The organism is Mucilaginibacter sp. RCC_168, assembly GCF_041355315.1.
GTDB lineage: Bacteria > Bacteroidota > Bacteroidia > Sphingobacteriales > Sphingobacteriaceae > Mucilaginibacter.
Window position 1 is genome coordinate 192,231 of sequence record NZ_JBFUPN010000006.1, and the last position, 14,242, is coordinate 206,472.

16 protein-coding genes are annotated in these 14,242 nt (G+C 42.1%); 12 read left to right on the forward strand and 4 right to left on the reverse strand.

From position 1 onward, the window contains the following. Nucleotides 1-542: 542 nt before the first annotated feature. A complete protein-coding gene (locus tag AB6735_RS07245; protein WP_370995208.1) occupies nucleotides 543-1,580 on the reverse strand; it encodes a LacI family DNA-binding transcriptional regulator in 1,038 nt (345 codons plus the stop codon). A 285-nt stretch (nucleotides 1,581-1,865) separates the two neighbouring features. Here AB6735_RS07245 and AB6735_RS07250 point away from each other — a divergent pair, with 285 nt between their 5' ends. The 10 genes from AB6735_RS07250 to AB6735_RS07295 all read left to right on the forward strand — a co-directional run bounded on the left by AB6735_RS07250 (nucleotide 1,866) and on the right by AB6735_RS07295 (nucleotide 9,971). After that, on the forward strand, nucleotides 1,866-3,077 hold the full coding sequence (locus tag AB6735_RS07250) for a glycoside hydrolase family 88 protein (RefSeq protein WP_370995209.1): 1,212 nt from the start codon (nucleotides 1,866-1,868) through the stop codon (nucleotides 3,075-3,077). A 3-nt stretch (nucleotides 3,078-3,080) separates the two neighbouring features. Beyond that, nucleotides 3,081-4,178: an alginate lyase family protein gene (locus tag AB6735_RS07255; protein WP_370995210.1), complete on the forward strand. Its 1,098-nt coding sequence runs from the start codon at nucleotides 3,081-3,083 to the stop codon at nucleotides 4,176-4,178. A 138-nt stretch (nucleotides 4,179-4,316) separates the two neighbouring features. Next, a complete protein-coding gene (locus AB6735_RS07260) occupies nucleotides 4,317-5,009 on the forward strand; it encodes a hypothetical protein (protein WP_370995211.1) in 693 nt (230 codons plus the stop codon). Nucleotides 5,010-5,218: 209 nt separating this feature from the next. Then, nucleotides 5,219-5,770, forward strand: coding sequence for an RNA polymerase sigma factor (locus tag AB6735_RS07265; RefSeq protein WP_370995212.1), 552 nt, complete (start codon nucleotides 5,219-5,221; stop codon nucleotides 5,768-5,770). 11 nt (nucleotides 5,771-5,781) lie between these two features. After that, nucleotides 5,782-6,597 (forward strand): zf-HC2 domain-containing protein, encoded by an 816-nt coding sequence (locus tag AB6735_RS07270; RefSeq protein ID WP_370995213.1) that lies wholly within the window; start codon nucleotides 5,782-5,784, stop codon nucleotides 6,595-6,597. 9 nt (nucleotides 6,598-6,606) lie between these two features. Further along, the gene (locus AB6735_RS07275; RefSeq protein WP_370995215.1) at nucleotides 6,607-7,455 is read left to right on the forward strand and encodes a DUF4097 domain-containing protein; all 849 of its coding nucleotides are present in this window, start codon (nucleotides 6,607-6,609) and stop codon (nucleotides 7,453-7,455) included. A 14-nt stretch (nucleotides 7,456-7,469) separates the two neighbouring features. Further along, nucleotides 7,470-8,297, forward strand: coding sequence for a DUF4097 family beta strand repeat-containing protein (locus tag AB6735_RS07280; RefSeq protein ID WP_370995216.1), 828 nt, complete (start codon nucleotides 7,470-7,472; stop codon nucleotides 8,295-8,297). Between the two features lie 77 nt (nucleotides 8,298-8,374). Beyond that, complete coding sequence (locus tag AB6735_RS07285; RefSeq protein WP_370995218.1) at nucleotides 8,375-8,956, forward strand: Crp/Fnr family transcriptional regulator; 582 nt, start codon at nucleotides 8,375-8,377, stop codon at nucleotides 8,954-8,956. An 81-nt stretch (nucleotides 8,957-9,037) separates the two neighbouring features. Beyond that, on the forward strand, nucleotides 9,038-9,454 hold the full coding sequence (locus tag AB6735_RS07290) for a VOC family protein (RefSeq protein WP_370995220.1): 417 nt from the start codon (nucleotides 9,038-9,040) through the stop codon (nucleotides 9,452-9,454). A gap of 10 nt (nucleotides 9,455-9,464) precedes the next feature. After that, complete coding sequence (locus AB6735_RS07295; RefSeq protein ID WP_370995222.1) at nucleotides 9,465-9,971, forward strand: cupin domain-containing protein; 507 nt, start codon at nucleotides 9,465-9,467, stop codon at nucleotides 9,969-9,971. Here AB6735_RS07295 and AB6735_RS07300 read toward each other — a convergent pair. Continuing rightward, the gene (locus tag AB6735_RS07300) at nucleotides 9,968-10,822 is read right to left on the reverse strand and encodes a pirin family protein (protein WP_370995224.1); all 855 of its coding nucleotides are present in this window, start codon (nucleotides 10,820-10,822) and stop codon (nucleotides 9,968-9,970) included. The genes AB6735_RS07295 and AB6735_RS07300 overlap by 4 nt on opposite strands. Before the next feature lie 45 nt (nucleotides 10,823-10,867). Next, nucleotides 10,868-11,575: a class I SAM-dependent methyltransferase gene (locus AB6735_RS07305; RefSeq protein ID WP_370995226.1), complete on the reverse strand. Its 708-nt coding sequence runs from the start codon at nucleotides 11,573-11,575 to the stop codon at nucleotides 10,868-10,870. Between the two features lie 184 nt (nucleotides 11,576-11,759). Between AB6735_RS07305 and AB6735_RS07310 the strand changes: the two genes are divergently transcribed. Together AB6735_RS07310 and AB6735_RS07315 are read left to right on the forward strand one after the other, a co-directional pair. Then, nucleotides 11,760-12,470 carry a TIGR00297 family protein gene (locus AB6735_RS07310; RefSeq protein WP_370995228.1) on the forward strand — a complete coding sequence of 237 codons (711 nt, stop codon included), beginning with the start codon at nucleotides 11,760-11,762 and terminating at the stop codon, nucleotides 12,468-12,470. Nucleotides 12,471-12,529: 59 nt separating this feature from the next. Next, a complete protein-coding gene (locus tag AB6735_RS07315) occupies nucleotides 12,530-13,297 on the forward strand; it encodes a zinc-dependent peptidase (RefSeq protein WP_370995230.1) in 768 nt (255 codons plus the stop codon). 115 nt (nucleotides 13,298-13,412) lie between these two features. On the opposite strand, the gene AB6735_RS07320 is transcribed toward AB6735_RS07315, so the two are convergent. Next, nucleotides 13,413-14,231, reverse strand: a complete 819-nt coding sequence (locus tag AB6735_RS07320; RefSeq protein ID WP_370995232.1) for an MBL fold metallo-hydrolase — start codon at nucleotides 14,229-14,231, stop codon at nucleotides 13,413-13,415. Nucleotides 14,232-14,242 lie beyond the last annotated feature (11 nt).

The window sequence follows — 14,242 nt, forward strand, 5'->3', positions numbered from 1 at the left end:
TATGGTATTAATTAGGTTTAAAAAATTGGCAATAGGATTCCCTGGCGACTTTCGTTGCTGAATTTTTTGAGGAAACCTTGATGATGGGGGGAGGGGCGTCTGCTACCAGACTTTTTTGTCTGTTATTCTTTCATATTCAATCTGTTTTGGTAAGCACTGGTTTTATTGGTTTTTAGTACGTTATATTACACTGTCAGTAAATTTCATGACCGTACGCAGGTATCCTTTCATTAACGCAAACGAGTATTAGTTACACTTACTATGTTTAATGGCTGATCAATAGCATTTACAAAATATGAAGGTACAACCTGATACATACAGCAAACTTTAAAAATTAATACAGAGTTTATAATGGGTGATCGCCTTATTCAGACGAATGGCACATATCAAAAGTACCTACATTTGACACGGTGTTTTACACTTTGCCTCAATTTTATTTACGCAATCGTTTTCGAAAAACAAGGAATGTAAAAATGTCCTTACACTAAGGTGTATTTCACAAAGAGATATTGTTGTTAAGAACACTTCGGGAGGCGAAGGTTTTATTTATGCTTGCTTGCTGATGAATTTCTGATAAATAGTTCGGTGGGTAATATCACATTCTCAAATTCAGTAACCGGGCGTTTGCTGTTAATGATACTTAACAACATTTCGGTAGCCTTTCTGCCAATTTCAAAAGCGGGCTGATGTACCGATGTAAGCGATGGGTTTAATACATCGGCCAGTACAGTATTGGAAAAACCAACCAGTGCTATGTCCTGGGGTATCCTGATGTTTTTTTTATGCAATAAGGTCATTGTAGATGTCGTGATCCTGTCAGAGGCTGTAAGGATGGCATCAGGGCGTGGCTCTGTTTGCATTAATTCATTAACCGCTTGTTCCAACTCATCCAGGTTAAGGCCGCCATGTAGGCAGTATTTGATGTATTCTTCATTTACGCCCACGCCTCTTTCAACCAGTGCATCTACGTAGCCGGCCAGTCGTTGGGTGGTAACAGATGATGTAACCGAGCTGGTGATATGGGCAATGTTTTTATAACCAGAGTCGAGCAGGTGCGTAGTGGCCTGGTAAGCGCCGCCCCGGTTATCAACTATAACTTTATGCGTATCTATTTCATTGCTCACCCTGTCAAAGAAAACAATAGGTAAGCCCTGTTGCTGTAGCTTTCTGAGGTGTTCAACATCGGCGGTTTCGGTTGCAATGGAAATAAGCAGGCCGTCAATTGCCCGGTGGATGAGGTGACTTACGTTTTGTACCTCCAGATCGTACGATTCATGACTTTGGGTGATGATCACATTATAACCCTGACTATAAGCCTCAGACTCCATGCCGTTAATTACCTGCGAAAAAAACTGGTTATCGATACTGGAAACTACAATGCCGATGGATTTGCTATGCCCTTTTTTGAGACTTTGGGCCATGGGATTTGGCCGGTAATTGTGCTTTTGAGCAAACTCCATGACGAGTTTTTTGGTTTTTTCGCTGATCTCATAACTGTCTCTCAGTGCTTTAGAAACAGTAGATACGGATAGGTGTAATTCCCTGGCAATATCCCTTATAGTAATGGCATCAAAATTCATAATTGGCTCTCTCCCGGCAACTCAACAAGTATATGAGTATTTTCTTAAAATTAGATAAAAACATCGACTAAACAGCATTTTTAACCGCTTTTCTTGAAAAAGGTAATGCCTGAAAAGGCATTGAAGACAAGGTTGGAGAACACCAACTCAAACGTTTGCGTAAAAATTAACCGGCGATGCTTTTATTTTGGCAGGAATACCTCGTAATATTGAACTCATCATCAGTGTCTTTTATCCCCTGAACTGAAGACAAACCAAACTGGTTATAAATTTTTTATAAAACCCATGAGAACCAAAAACTTGATCGTCTTTTTTGTGCTGACTTTTTTGTCCACGAAAGTATTTTCACAAACCGATGTAGCCAAAGCCTTTTCATTTGCGCAAAGCCAAACCGCTTTGATGTTAAAAGAAGTGGACACTATAAAATCAGACCCGGCCAGCTCGGCACTGGTATCTCCGCGCAGTTTAAACGCTGATGGAAAATTGGTCATGGTACCTTCCAAAGATTGGTGCAGCGGCTTTTTTCCGGGTGAGCTATGGTTTTTATATGAGTATACAAAAGATAAAAAGTGGATGACGCTTGCTCAAAAATTTACCGCGAATATTGAGGTGGAGAAAACAAATGGCATTACCCATGATATGGGTTTTAAGGTATATAACAGTGTGGGTAATGGTTATCGTTTAACCAAAGACTCGCACTATAAAGAAGTACTTATTGAAGCGGCTAAAACATTATCAACCCGGTTTAACCCGATTGTGGGGTCGATTAAATCATGGGATAACCGTAAACAATGGAAATTCCCGGTTATTATTGATAATATGCTTAACCTGGAGCTGCTGTTTGAAGCCACCCGCTTAACCGGCGATTCTTCCTTTTATAAAATTGCGGTAACGCATGCCAATACAGCCATGAAAAACCATTTCAGGGCCGATTATAGCTCCTATCATGTAATTGATTATGATCCGGAAACCGGGAAAGTACTGCATAAGCAAACCCACCAGGGCTATGCCGACGAATCGGCCTGGGCACGCGGACAGGCATGGGGCCTTTATGGTTATACCATGTGTTATCGCGAAACACATAATAAAGCCTATTTAAAACAGGCCGAAAATATTGCCAAATTCATTTTCAGCAATCCCAATTTACCAGCAGACCTGGTACCATACTGGGATTATAATGACCCGGCGATACCCAATACCCCGCGCGATGCTTCGGCCGCGGCTGTAGCTGCTTCGGCATTATATGAGTTAAGTACTTATAGCACAAACGCAAAGGAATACCGCTCAACCGCCGATAAAATTGTTAAAACGTTAAGTGAAAAATATCGGGCAAAACCGGGTGGCAGCAAAGGTTTTTTATTGATCCACAGTACTGGCCACAAACCAGCCGGTACTGAAATAGATGTACCTATAATTTACGCAGATTATTATTACCTGGAAGCTTTGTTGCGTAAACAGCATTTGTATAAAGGTCAGCCTGTAATTAACCGTAATTAATCCATGAAAAAAGTAGTTTTATTGATAAGTTTTCTTATTGCAGGCCTATGTGCACGAGCGCAATACGTTAGCTTAAGCGATGCCGAAACACAGGCGTTAAAAAAGAATATAGAAAGTAAGGAAGAGGTTAAAAAAGCATTTGAATCCTATAAACATACGGCAGAACAGGCTTTAAATGAGCAGCCAAATCCTATCGAAATTATTGTATCGCAGGGGGTATTGGCGGGTAATCCGGCAAAAACAGCCAGTCTTAAAGCACTGCAGGATGGTAATAAGATTTATGCTTTGGCTTTATGCTACAGATTGTATCAGCAAAAAGCATATTTGCAAAAGGCGCAGGATTTTCTGCTGGCCTGGGCCAATACCAATAAGCCGAATGGTGATCCCATCAATGAAACCAAACTGGAAGATTTCATCACCGGGTATGATCTGATCAGGAATAACGTTTCCACGGAATTAAAACAACAGATTGATAACTGGTTGATCAAAGTTGGTGAAGCAGAGCTCAACAGCGCCTCTGCCAAACCAGGTAAAACAACAAGCTTTAATAACTGGAATTCGCATCGTATCAAAACTATCACCTTGGTTGCATTTACATTGCATAACACAGGTTATGAATCCCGGATTTACCAGGAACTGGAAAAGCAGATCAACGCTAACCTGAATGCCGATGGCAGCGGCTTTGACTTTTTGGAAAGAGACGCACTGCATTACCATACCTATACGCTTGAGCCCTTGTTGCGAGCCAGTATGGTTATTTACCGGGCCACAGGCAAAAACTATTTTAGCTATCAGTCAGAAAAAGGAGCGTCTATTCAAAAATCGGTTGACTTTTTAGTGCCCTTTGTAACAGGAGCCAAAACCCATGGCGAGTTTGTAAACAGCAAAGTCTCGTTTGATAAGAAACGCGCCGAAAATCACGAAAAGGGATATGAAGCAGGTACTTTGTTTGAACCGGCCAACGGTGTTTATACTCTTTCGCTGGCCGCTTATTTTAACCCGCTTTATATAAAAGATATACAACAGGTTAACAGCGTAAGACAAAAATTCAACTGGCAATTGATCCTTAATCAGATAATGAAACCGGTAACCAATAATTAATAAGCGGATCCAGACATTCAGCTCCACTGAAAATAGTCATTTATACGAATGCGTAAAACCCGCATACCAATAGCGTGTTTGTACTGTTGTGAATAATTGATAGTAAGCAGACTTTTACAGGTAAATGTTAAAGTCGAAATGAAAAGGGTCATCACTTTCCTCACGCTGCTGTTCTTTGGGTGTCAATTAGCCATAGCGCAAAATTGCAACCAGTTTGTTGGTGCGGTGAGTGGAAAAAAATTGACCTATTTAAATCAGGATGCCAAAGGAAATTCCACCGGAAAACTCATATACACAGCTACCAAAAAAGATGCCTCTACGGTAACCGTACACAGTGAAGTTATTGATAAAAATGGTAAATCAGCAGGTGGTGGCGATTCTGAAATAATTTGCGATGGCAACGCCATTAAAATTGATATGAAGGCCTTTGTTCCGGCTTCTTCCATGAAACAATTCAGCAATATGAAAATGACCGGAGACGCCAAATACCTGGCTTACCCGCTTAATCTGAGCATTGGTCAAAAGCTGGATGACGGAGCGGTTACTATTGATATCAGCAATAACGGGCAATCCATGTCGCAAATGCAAATGGATATTGTTAACCGGACGGTTGAAAAGGCTGAAAGTGTTACCACTAATGCCGGGAGTTTTGATTGTTACAAGATCACCTATGATGCTACCATGAAAATTAAAATGATGGGCATCGGTATTCCCGTACATATCAAAGCCGCCGAGTGGTATTCCCCCAAATTGGGTCGCTTTGTAAAATCAGAAACATACGATAAAAAATCAAAGCTCATGGGTACCATGATGCTTGACACTATAAATTAATACCCCGCCGATTGAGGTGCGATAACATTAACAACGAAGAATTTATACCTACCTTACCGCAAGAAAAGACAGGCCGACATGAATAATGAAGGCCTTCTTTTTTTACTTATTTTTTACTCACAATCAGTAAATTACAATATTTCTTAAATTTCTTGTAACCATTTCTTTTTACAGATGTCTCCAATGTAAATTAAAACAACTAAACCTGTTTGAATACGCTAAGTGACAATGCCATCATGCTCCGGGTTAAAACCGGTGAACTGGAAAAAATGGGGCTGCTTTTTGAGCGGTACCACAGGGCTCTTTATGGCTTTTTGTTTCACATGACCTATAACCGCGAGGGTAGTGAAGATATGGTTCAAACTGTTTTTTACAAGATGCTCAAATACCGTAACAGCTTTACCGGCGAAGGCGAGTTTATGGCATGGATGTACCAGGTAGCACGCAACGTATTAAAAGATAGCTATAAAAAGAAATCGGAGAATGTTTCGCACTTTGATGTTGCGGATTTTGCAGATAGGATTGAGGGAGGTATAGCGGCCGATGAACAATTTGAGCTCAGACAAACGCGTACCGAGCTTCATGGGGCAATGAAAAAATTAAGCGATGATCACCGTGAGGTTTTGATCATGAGCCGCCTCCAGGAGCTAAAATATCAGGAAATAGCACAAATACTTCAAATTACTGAGGGTGCTGTTAAAGTAAGGGCACATCGGGCTATGCAGGAGTTAAAACAGGTTTATTTAAAAAGGAAATGCTAAACAGGAATAAGATGAAGTGTGATCAATACCAGGAACTGTTTACAGATTATATAAATAAACAGTTAACCCCTCAGCAACAAACAGAACTGGAGCATCATGTTGCCGGTTGTGCTAATTGCGGGCAGGAATTGGCGGCCATGAAAGAGCTGTGGGATGAACTGGGCGATTTGGAAACACCAGAGCCATCTGTAAATGTAAAGGTGAAGTTTTACGCCATGCTGGATACTTACGCGGCATCGGTCGCGGAAAAAAAAGGCTTTTGGGATAAGCTATCGGATAACTGGAACCGGTTATGGCAATTGCAGCCACGCTGGCCGCTGGCCTATAGCCTGATTGTGATATTGATCAGTTTTGCTTGCGGGTACTGGGTTTTTTCTTCAGGCCGTAGTAACAAGCAAGATGAGCAATTACAGGTACTTTCGTCACAAGTGCATGAGTTAAGGCAAACAATGATGCTGGCCTTGTTAGAGAATCCATCAGCATCTGAGCGAATGAGGGGGGTAAGTTATACCAGCGAGATAAAACATGCCGATAAACAGGTGATCAACGCGCTGCTGACTACCTTAAATAACGACCCTAATGTAAATGTACGCTTAAGCACCTTGGATGCCCTGGCGCATTTGTCTGATCATCCCGAGGTTAGGGAAGGGCTTATCCGTTCTATTTTAGACCAAGACTCGCCACTAATGCAATCTGCCATAGCCGATGTAATGCTCAAGCTGCAGGAAAAACGTTCGATAGGCTCATTTAAAGAATTATTAAAACAAAAAGATCTGGATCGCGGTGTGCGTGAAAAGATCAAGGAAACAATAACACAACTTATTTAAAACCAGTTTATGAAAAAAATATGGATCCCCGTTTTGGCGGGAGCAGGGCTTTGTTTTGCCCAATTTTCGGCCTCGGCCCAGGAGTTTAAGCAACATATCAGCAAGCAGTTTACCTTTCAAAGTGGTGTTGTAGCTATTTACAATGTGTATGGCTCCATCAATGTAGAGGGTTATTCGGGCGATAAGGTTATCATGGAAATTGATGAAACCATCTCTGGCAGGGATCAGCAGATTGTGGATCAGGGAAAAAATGAAGTTAAGCTTGCCTTTGATCAAAAACCCGATAGTGTGATAGCCTATATCGCGAAACCCTATAATTCAAAACCGCATCATAGCTGGCATGATGGTAATGATACAGAAGTTAAGTATAAAATTAAGCTGGAATTTACAGTGAAGGTACCGTTCAATGTCAATCTCCGAGTATCAACAATTAATGATGGTCATATCACAGTTAAAGATGTTTACGGGGCGTTAAGCATCAACAATATCAATGGTCCTATAGATATCATAAACGCCAAAGGTACCACAGATGCTCATACCATTAACGGAGGGGTTACGGCCAACTATCTTAAAGTTCCGGCAGAAGCTTCATCCTATAAAACTATCAATGGAGAGGTAAAGGTTACTTATCCCGCAGGTTTGGCCGCTGATTTGGAGTTTAAAAGTATGAACGGTCAGTTTTATACAGATTTCCCCAACGCAGAGGTAATGCCCGGTAAGGTAATTACCACACAGTCAAAAAATAATAAAGGCACAACCTATAAACTGAGCAAAAACTCCGATGTAAGGATAGGGGCAGGCGGTAAACTATTCAAGTTTGAAACCCTCAACGGGGATATCTATATTAAAAAGCAATAATAAAAGCTAAGGACATGAAAATGATAAAAACTATAAAAATTACCGGGATACTGATTGCCGTTTTATTAACAAATACACGTATCCAGGCACAAAATGGTTCAGGGCAATTGGTTGTTCCCTTAAGCGATCCAGGTAAGCCTTACAAATTAAGCGCAGGGTTGGTACGTGGCTCCATTACCGTGACAGGTTATGAAGGTAAAGACATTGTAATAGACGCCCAATCGGGAGAAGAAAGGCAAGGGCATGTGAAAGAGAGCGGAAATGGCATGAAACGCCTGATAGGCAACAATAATCTGGATGTTACTGCCGAAGAAAAGAACAATGAGGTGAATGTAGGCGGCAGTGCAGGCAAGTTTGTTAACCTTACTATCAAAGTGCCGCAAAATGGAGGCAAACTAAAGGTATCAACTATAAATGACGGCAATATCATTGTCTCCAATGTAAAAGGTGAGCTGGAGATAATTAATGTGAATGGTCATATCAAACTAACCGGTGTTTCTGGTTCTGTAGTGGCCAATACTATAAATGGTGATGTAACAGTTACATTCAGATCTATCGATCCTAAGGCGGCTATGGCATTTACCACATTGAACGGGAATGTAGATGTTACTTTCCCAGCCACACTGAAAGCGAATGTAAAGCTCAAATCAGACCGGGGGGATATTTACACCGACTTTAATGTAGTAAGTAGCCTGCAGAAACCGGCTGTTACCCGTACAAATAAAGGCGGTATGTACAGCCTTAAAATTGATGATTGGGTTTACGGAAAAATTGATGGTGGTGGTCCGGAATTGCTGATGAAGAATATGAACGGTAATATTTATATCCGTAAAGCAAAGTAGGCAACCCACTTGCTATTGTAAAAGCATAAGCGTTATCTTGGTAGTTTAACTTTGGAAATCATTTAAAGAGTTGAACATTGGAAGAACTACTGGAAAAGTTTTGGAAAGGGATAAACAACTATGCCAAATTATCAGATGAAAGCCGGGCAGCCTGGGAAAAAGGTTTAAAAAGAAAGGTGTATAACAAGAATGACCTTTTTTTAACAGAAGGACAGATACCCCGAACGGTTGCCTTTGTTGGCGAAGGGTTGTTTGCACAAAGCTATACATCTGAAAATGGTGATACCATTATCAAGCGGTTTTTCCCCGAAGGATATTTCGTAGCATCAACCAGCGCCTTATTATTAAAAGGGCCAAGTATGTTCACCATTAAGGCGCTGGAGCCAAGTGTGGTGCTGGAGTATAATTTTAATGATTTTAAACAGTTAACAGAAAAATACAGCGATATAGCAGCCATGTATATTCGGTATATGGAACTGCACTGGATCATTGAAAAAGAGCCGCTGGAGATCGCCTTCCGTTCCGATACAGCCAAAACCAGGTATATTCAATTTTTAAAAAACTATCCCACACTCGAACCCAGGCTAAAGCAGCACGAGGTAGCGGCATTCCTGGGTATAACGCCCACACAATTAAGCCGTATCAGGGCCGAATTATAAATTTTTAGAGTCTCAACATTTGTAAACGTTTTTACTCAGGCGGTTATGGAAATTTGTTTTATCAAACAAAAACAAATTATCATGACACAGATCAATGCCTATTTAAAATTTAATGGAAACTGTCGCGAGGCGATGACTTTCTATAAAAATTGCTTTGGCGGGGAGTTAACCCTTCAAACCGTTGGAAACTCGCCAATGGCCGAATTTATGCCGCATGAAGCTCCGGAAACCATTATGCATGCCAGCTTAATTAGTAATGGTATTACCCTGTTTGCCTCTGAATTGACCGAGCCCGAAGGTATTAATCATGGCAATGCAGTTTATTTATGTATCGGCAGTGAAAATAAGGAAGAGGTTAAAACTTTTTTTGAAAAGCTTTCGGCAGAAGCCCGGTTCATCTCGCCATTACAGGATACGCCATGGGGCGCCTTCGGGGTAATTACAGACCGGTTTGGTTTCGGCTGGTATTTAAATTATGAAGTTAAAACTCAGGCATAATATCAATATCATGAATACTTCAACAAATCATTATGTCGACGAACTGAAAAATGAAGCGGTGATTTTTAATCCTGGCGAAGGGGAAATATTGGCGATAGCCGGCAACAAGATCACACTAAAAGTAACCAGCGAGCTATCAAATAATCAATTGGGTGTATATGAAATTGTATTGCAACCCGGTACCGTTGGCGCACAACTTCATTATCACCGTTATATGGACGAAACGTTTATAGTGAATAAAGGCACGTTAACTATTCAGCTGGCAGATAAAACTATAGATGCTGTAGAAGGTTCGGTGGTTTACATTCCCAGGTTTACGCCGCACGGGTTTCGTAACAACAGCGATAGCGTTGTTACCTCCACTTTAATATTTAATCCGGGGCAAAACCGGGAAGGTTTCTTTTTTGGCTTAAAAGAAATATTAACCGAACAACCTATTGATCAGGCTAAATTTTTAAAGCTTTATGAAAAGTACGACAGCATCCCTGTAAATACAGAAAATGTGCTGCCTGGTTAAAAGCTTAAGCTACCGAACAGGCCGTTCTTATAATCGGAAATGGCCTGTTCGTTTTCTTCTGGCGTGTTCATTACAAAATTATCTTTCGCGGCAACGGGCTCTTCAATAGGCTCTGCCGAAAGGTATAATATCTGAGTATCAGTAGCGGCGGTTACTGAAATATCCTCATTTTCTTTACTGAACACGATGAGGTTATGAGCAGATACCACAGTATCGTTAACCACTACATCGCCATGGATAATATACAGCAGAGTCCAGTAACCAGGCGTCGCGGTAAAATGGGCTGCTTTTCCCGCTGATATTTCGCCAACTATGGAAATTACAGGCGTAAAGTTTTTAATAGGTCCGGTTTTATCTTCATACTCACCGCTTAACAGGCGGAAATTCAGGCCATCACTTTGTAACACCTGTGGTTGCTGGTCTTGAGTGGCAGCCTGATAAAAAGGCTCATCCCATTTATGGGCTTTGGGCGCATTTATCCAAAGTTGTATCAATTCCTGTGTACCGCCTTGCTTTAACATTTCGTCAATTGGGCCTTCGCTGTGTAAAATGCCTTTACCTGCAAACATTTGTTGCACATCGCCGGCCTTAATCACTTTATCATTACCGGCATTATCGCGGTGATAGCCTTCGCCCTGCAGCATAATAGTATAAGGACTAAAACCACGATGCGGGTGCGGGTGTATCCGTGAGGTTTGTCCCGGTTTAATAACAACAGGCCTCATGTGGTGCAAAACAATAAAAGGGTTAGCAAACCTGAAATTTTGATGAGGTAAGGGTTGTATCACTACATCTTCCTCCGTTATTTTTTTCTCACGGCCCTCCAGTATATGGTCGATAGCTTTTTTCATGGTAGAATGCTCAAAACTTGATAAAGATAAAAAAACGGGATAGGCTTAAGGTTTCTGGACTGTCAAATTTAAAGTGAGCCTTACCAGATACTGTTTAAACTCATCTTCTAATAAAACCTCCATATCGTAACCCATTTCCCCGGCAATCCCAGTAAGTGTTTGCTCATCTATGTACAACCAGGGGAACCAATCGCTTTTTTGCTGGTTATATTGATACTGATATTGTATTTCACCGTAATATGGACCGTTTCCGGGGAGCTTACCCTCATACAGATAAGCGATGTCTGATGAATCAAACAAAAGCTGTCCGCCCGGTTTAAGCAGTTGTTTGGCGTGCTGTAAAAAAGTTTTTAGCCTGAGTAGGGTACCCGTCAAACCAATGCCATTCATGAGTAGCAGCAAAGTATCATATTGCTTCTCCTGATATTCAAATATATCGGCAGTGATCACTTGCTGAACTCCGCGTGCTTTCATCACGTCTGACGCCAGATTGGATATTTCCAGTGCGGTAACATCAAAACCACGTTCCTGCAGCAGCAATACATGCCCGCCCGCACCGGCGCCGATGTCCAATATATCGCCCCGACACTCGTTTAAGGCCAGCCACTCTATATCGGGCATATCGTCTTCTTCGCGGAAATAGGCCTCCACCGGCATCTCCTCAGGGGGGCCATATTGATTATTGATCCAGAGCTTGTGCTCCTGCTTTTCATAATAATGATCATGAATGGCCTGGCCTAATATATCTTTCATAACGCCGTAAAAATAGGGATTATTACAGAGTCAGGAATCAAGAGACAAGAATCAAGAAAAATAATATCAGCAGGTCACCCTGTTATTGAAGATTTTAATGGGAATACCTTTTCTTGCCTCTTGGTTCTTGTCTCTTGATTCTCGACTTTTGGCTCTTGATTCTAATCTCTTGACTCTAACATCCATGCTGTCTCACTACGGTTTATTAGTTCTTATCCTGATCGCGGGTGTAGTTTATAGCGTATCTACCCGTAAACTAACCCCGGTGGCGGCGTTCACAGGCGCTGTGGTTGCCTGTTTGGTTTTCGCCGGGGCGGGATATACCGGCGTTGCCATGATGACCTCCTTCTTTATTTTAGGTTCGGCTGCCACATCATGGCAAAAACATAAAAAACAAGGTTTTGCCAATCCCGAAGAACACCAGGGTGGCCGGAGCGCTACGCAGGTTCTTGCTAATGCCGGCGTGGGGGCTATTGCAGGTCTTTTGGTTTTAGTATTCCCTGCATATACCACACTATGGATATGGATGATGACTGCCAGCTTTGCCTCAGCAACAGCGGATACTTTATCTTCGGAACTGGGCATGGTTTATGGACGTCGTTTTTTCAATATCATTACGCTGAAACCTGATCAGCGCGGATTGGATGGTGTGATCAGCATGGAAGGTACTTTAATAGGTGTGGCCGGCAGCTGCATTATATCCCTGGTTTATGCCATTGGCTTTGGATGGAGCAGCAGTTTGATCTGGATTGTTATTGCCGGAACAATAGGTAATTTAACTGATTCTGTACTGGGAGCCCTGTTAGAACGCCGCGGATACCTGAGCAACAATGCCGTAAACTTTTTGAATACGCTGATAGCTGCCCTTACGATGCTGTTGATATACCTGATTTAATGTTGATATTTGACCGTTGATGGAGAGGATTCCGTTGATTCCGTTGATTTTTAAATCTCATGACGCCAATCATTATATTGCTTGTTATTGTTGTTTTTATCGGATACTTCTTTTTGAAAGGTAAGCGTAAGCCAAAAATAACGGCTTCCAATGCGGCTTATAAAGCCATCTTGGAAAGGTATATCCCGTTTTATCAAAGCCTGAATGCTGTTGATAAGCTCCTGTTTGAGCAAAAGGTAAGTGATTTTTTGGAAGGCATTACCATAGAAGGCGTGGGCACAACCATTGAAGATACCGACCAGGTCATGATCGCTTCGAGCGCCGTGATCCCTATTTTCAGACTGGGCAACTGGCGGTACAGCAACCTTACCAATGTGATACTATACCCGGATACTTTTGATGCGGAGTTTCAGTTTGAAGGCGAGGGCCGGAATATCATGGGAATGGTGGGTTCGGGCTATATGAACGGACAAATGATCTTGTCGCGGGCGGCGCTTACCAAAGGTTTTTCGCGTTCGGCCGGTAAAGAGAATACGGCCATACATGAGTTTGCGCACCTGTTGGATAAATCGGATGGGGCTACGGATGGTATCCCCGAAAACCTGATGGCGCATGATTATGTGCTACCCTGGTTAAAAATGATCCATCACGAGATCCATCAAATAGAAGAAGGTAAATCCGATATCAACCCATACGCTGCTACCAGCGAAGCAGAATTTTTTGCCGTAGCCGCCGAATACTTTTTTCAGAAACCCGAAGAACTGAAACACAAACACCCGGAGCTATATGAAATGTTATTTATGATGTTTATGCGGATAAAGCGGTGATTTTTTTTAGTATCAAGTAGTTAGTATCAAGTATCAAGACTTTTATTGTTGCCATGAAACGTGCTAAGCTAATCTCGCGGCAGCGAATTAATTCAGTAATTCACTAATTCAATAATTAATTAAAGAGGCCCAAATCAAGCTGCCCGGCAAATGAGGGTACTTTGTCGGCTCCACCAATATGAAAAACGGGTGTCTCCTCAAAGCGTGAAGCTACAACCACATGGATACCTTCGGCGCAAGCCATAAACAGATCTTCAACCAGTTTGGGATTATTGTTATTGTGCGATAAGTGGGAGAGCAGCAGATGGCTCATGTGTGCTGGCCTATGGGTGGTGAATAGCGCCAGTGCCTGTTTGTTTGACAGGTGACCTTTGCCGCCGCGGATGCGTCGTTTTAGGTGATAGGGGTAGCCACCGTTATCCAGCATGTCGTCATCGTAATTTGCTTCCAGAAAAGCGGCATGGCACTGACTAAAATAGCGGATGAGCCTGTCGCACACTACGCCGATGTCTGTAAATATACCTACGTTGATATCCCGGCAGCTTACAAAAAAGCTATGTGGCTCGGAGGCGTCATGTTCTTTGGGGAATGAGGTAACCTGCAGTTCGCCAATATTTACGGTTTCAAACTCGCGCAAATGATGCACCAATTGCATATCTACACTGTTGCCCAAATGTAACAGCGTGCCCGGCGTAATGTATACCGGCAAATTGAATTTTTTGGCCAATACCGGTATCCCGCGGATATGGTCTGAATGCTCATGCGATACAAATATGGCTTTTACCTTTTGCATGGATAAGCCCAGCCGGGCCATGCGTTTCTCCGTTTCGCGGCATGATATGCCGGCATCAACCAATATAGCCTCCCGCTCGTTTCCCACGTAATAGCAATTGCCGTTACTTCCCGAATTTAGTGATGTGATGAATAATGACATGTAAATACAAA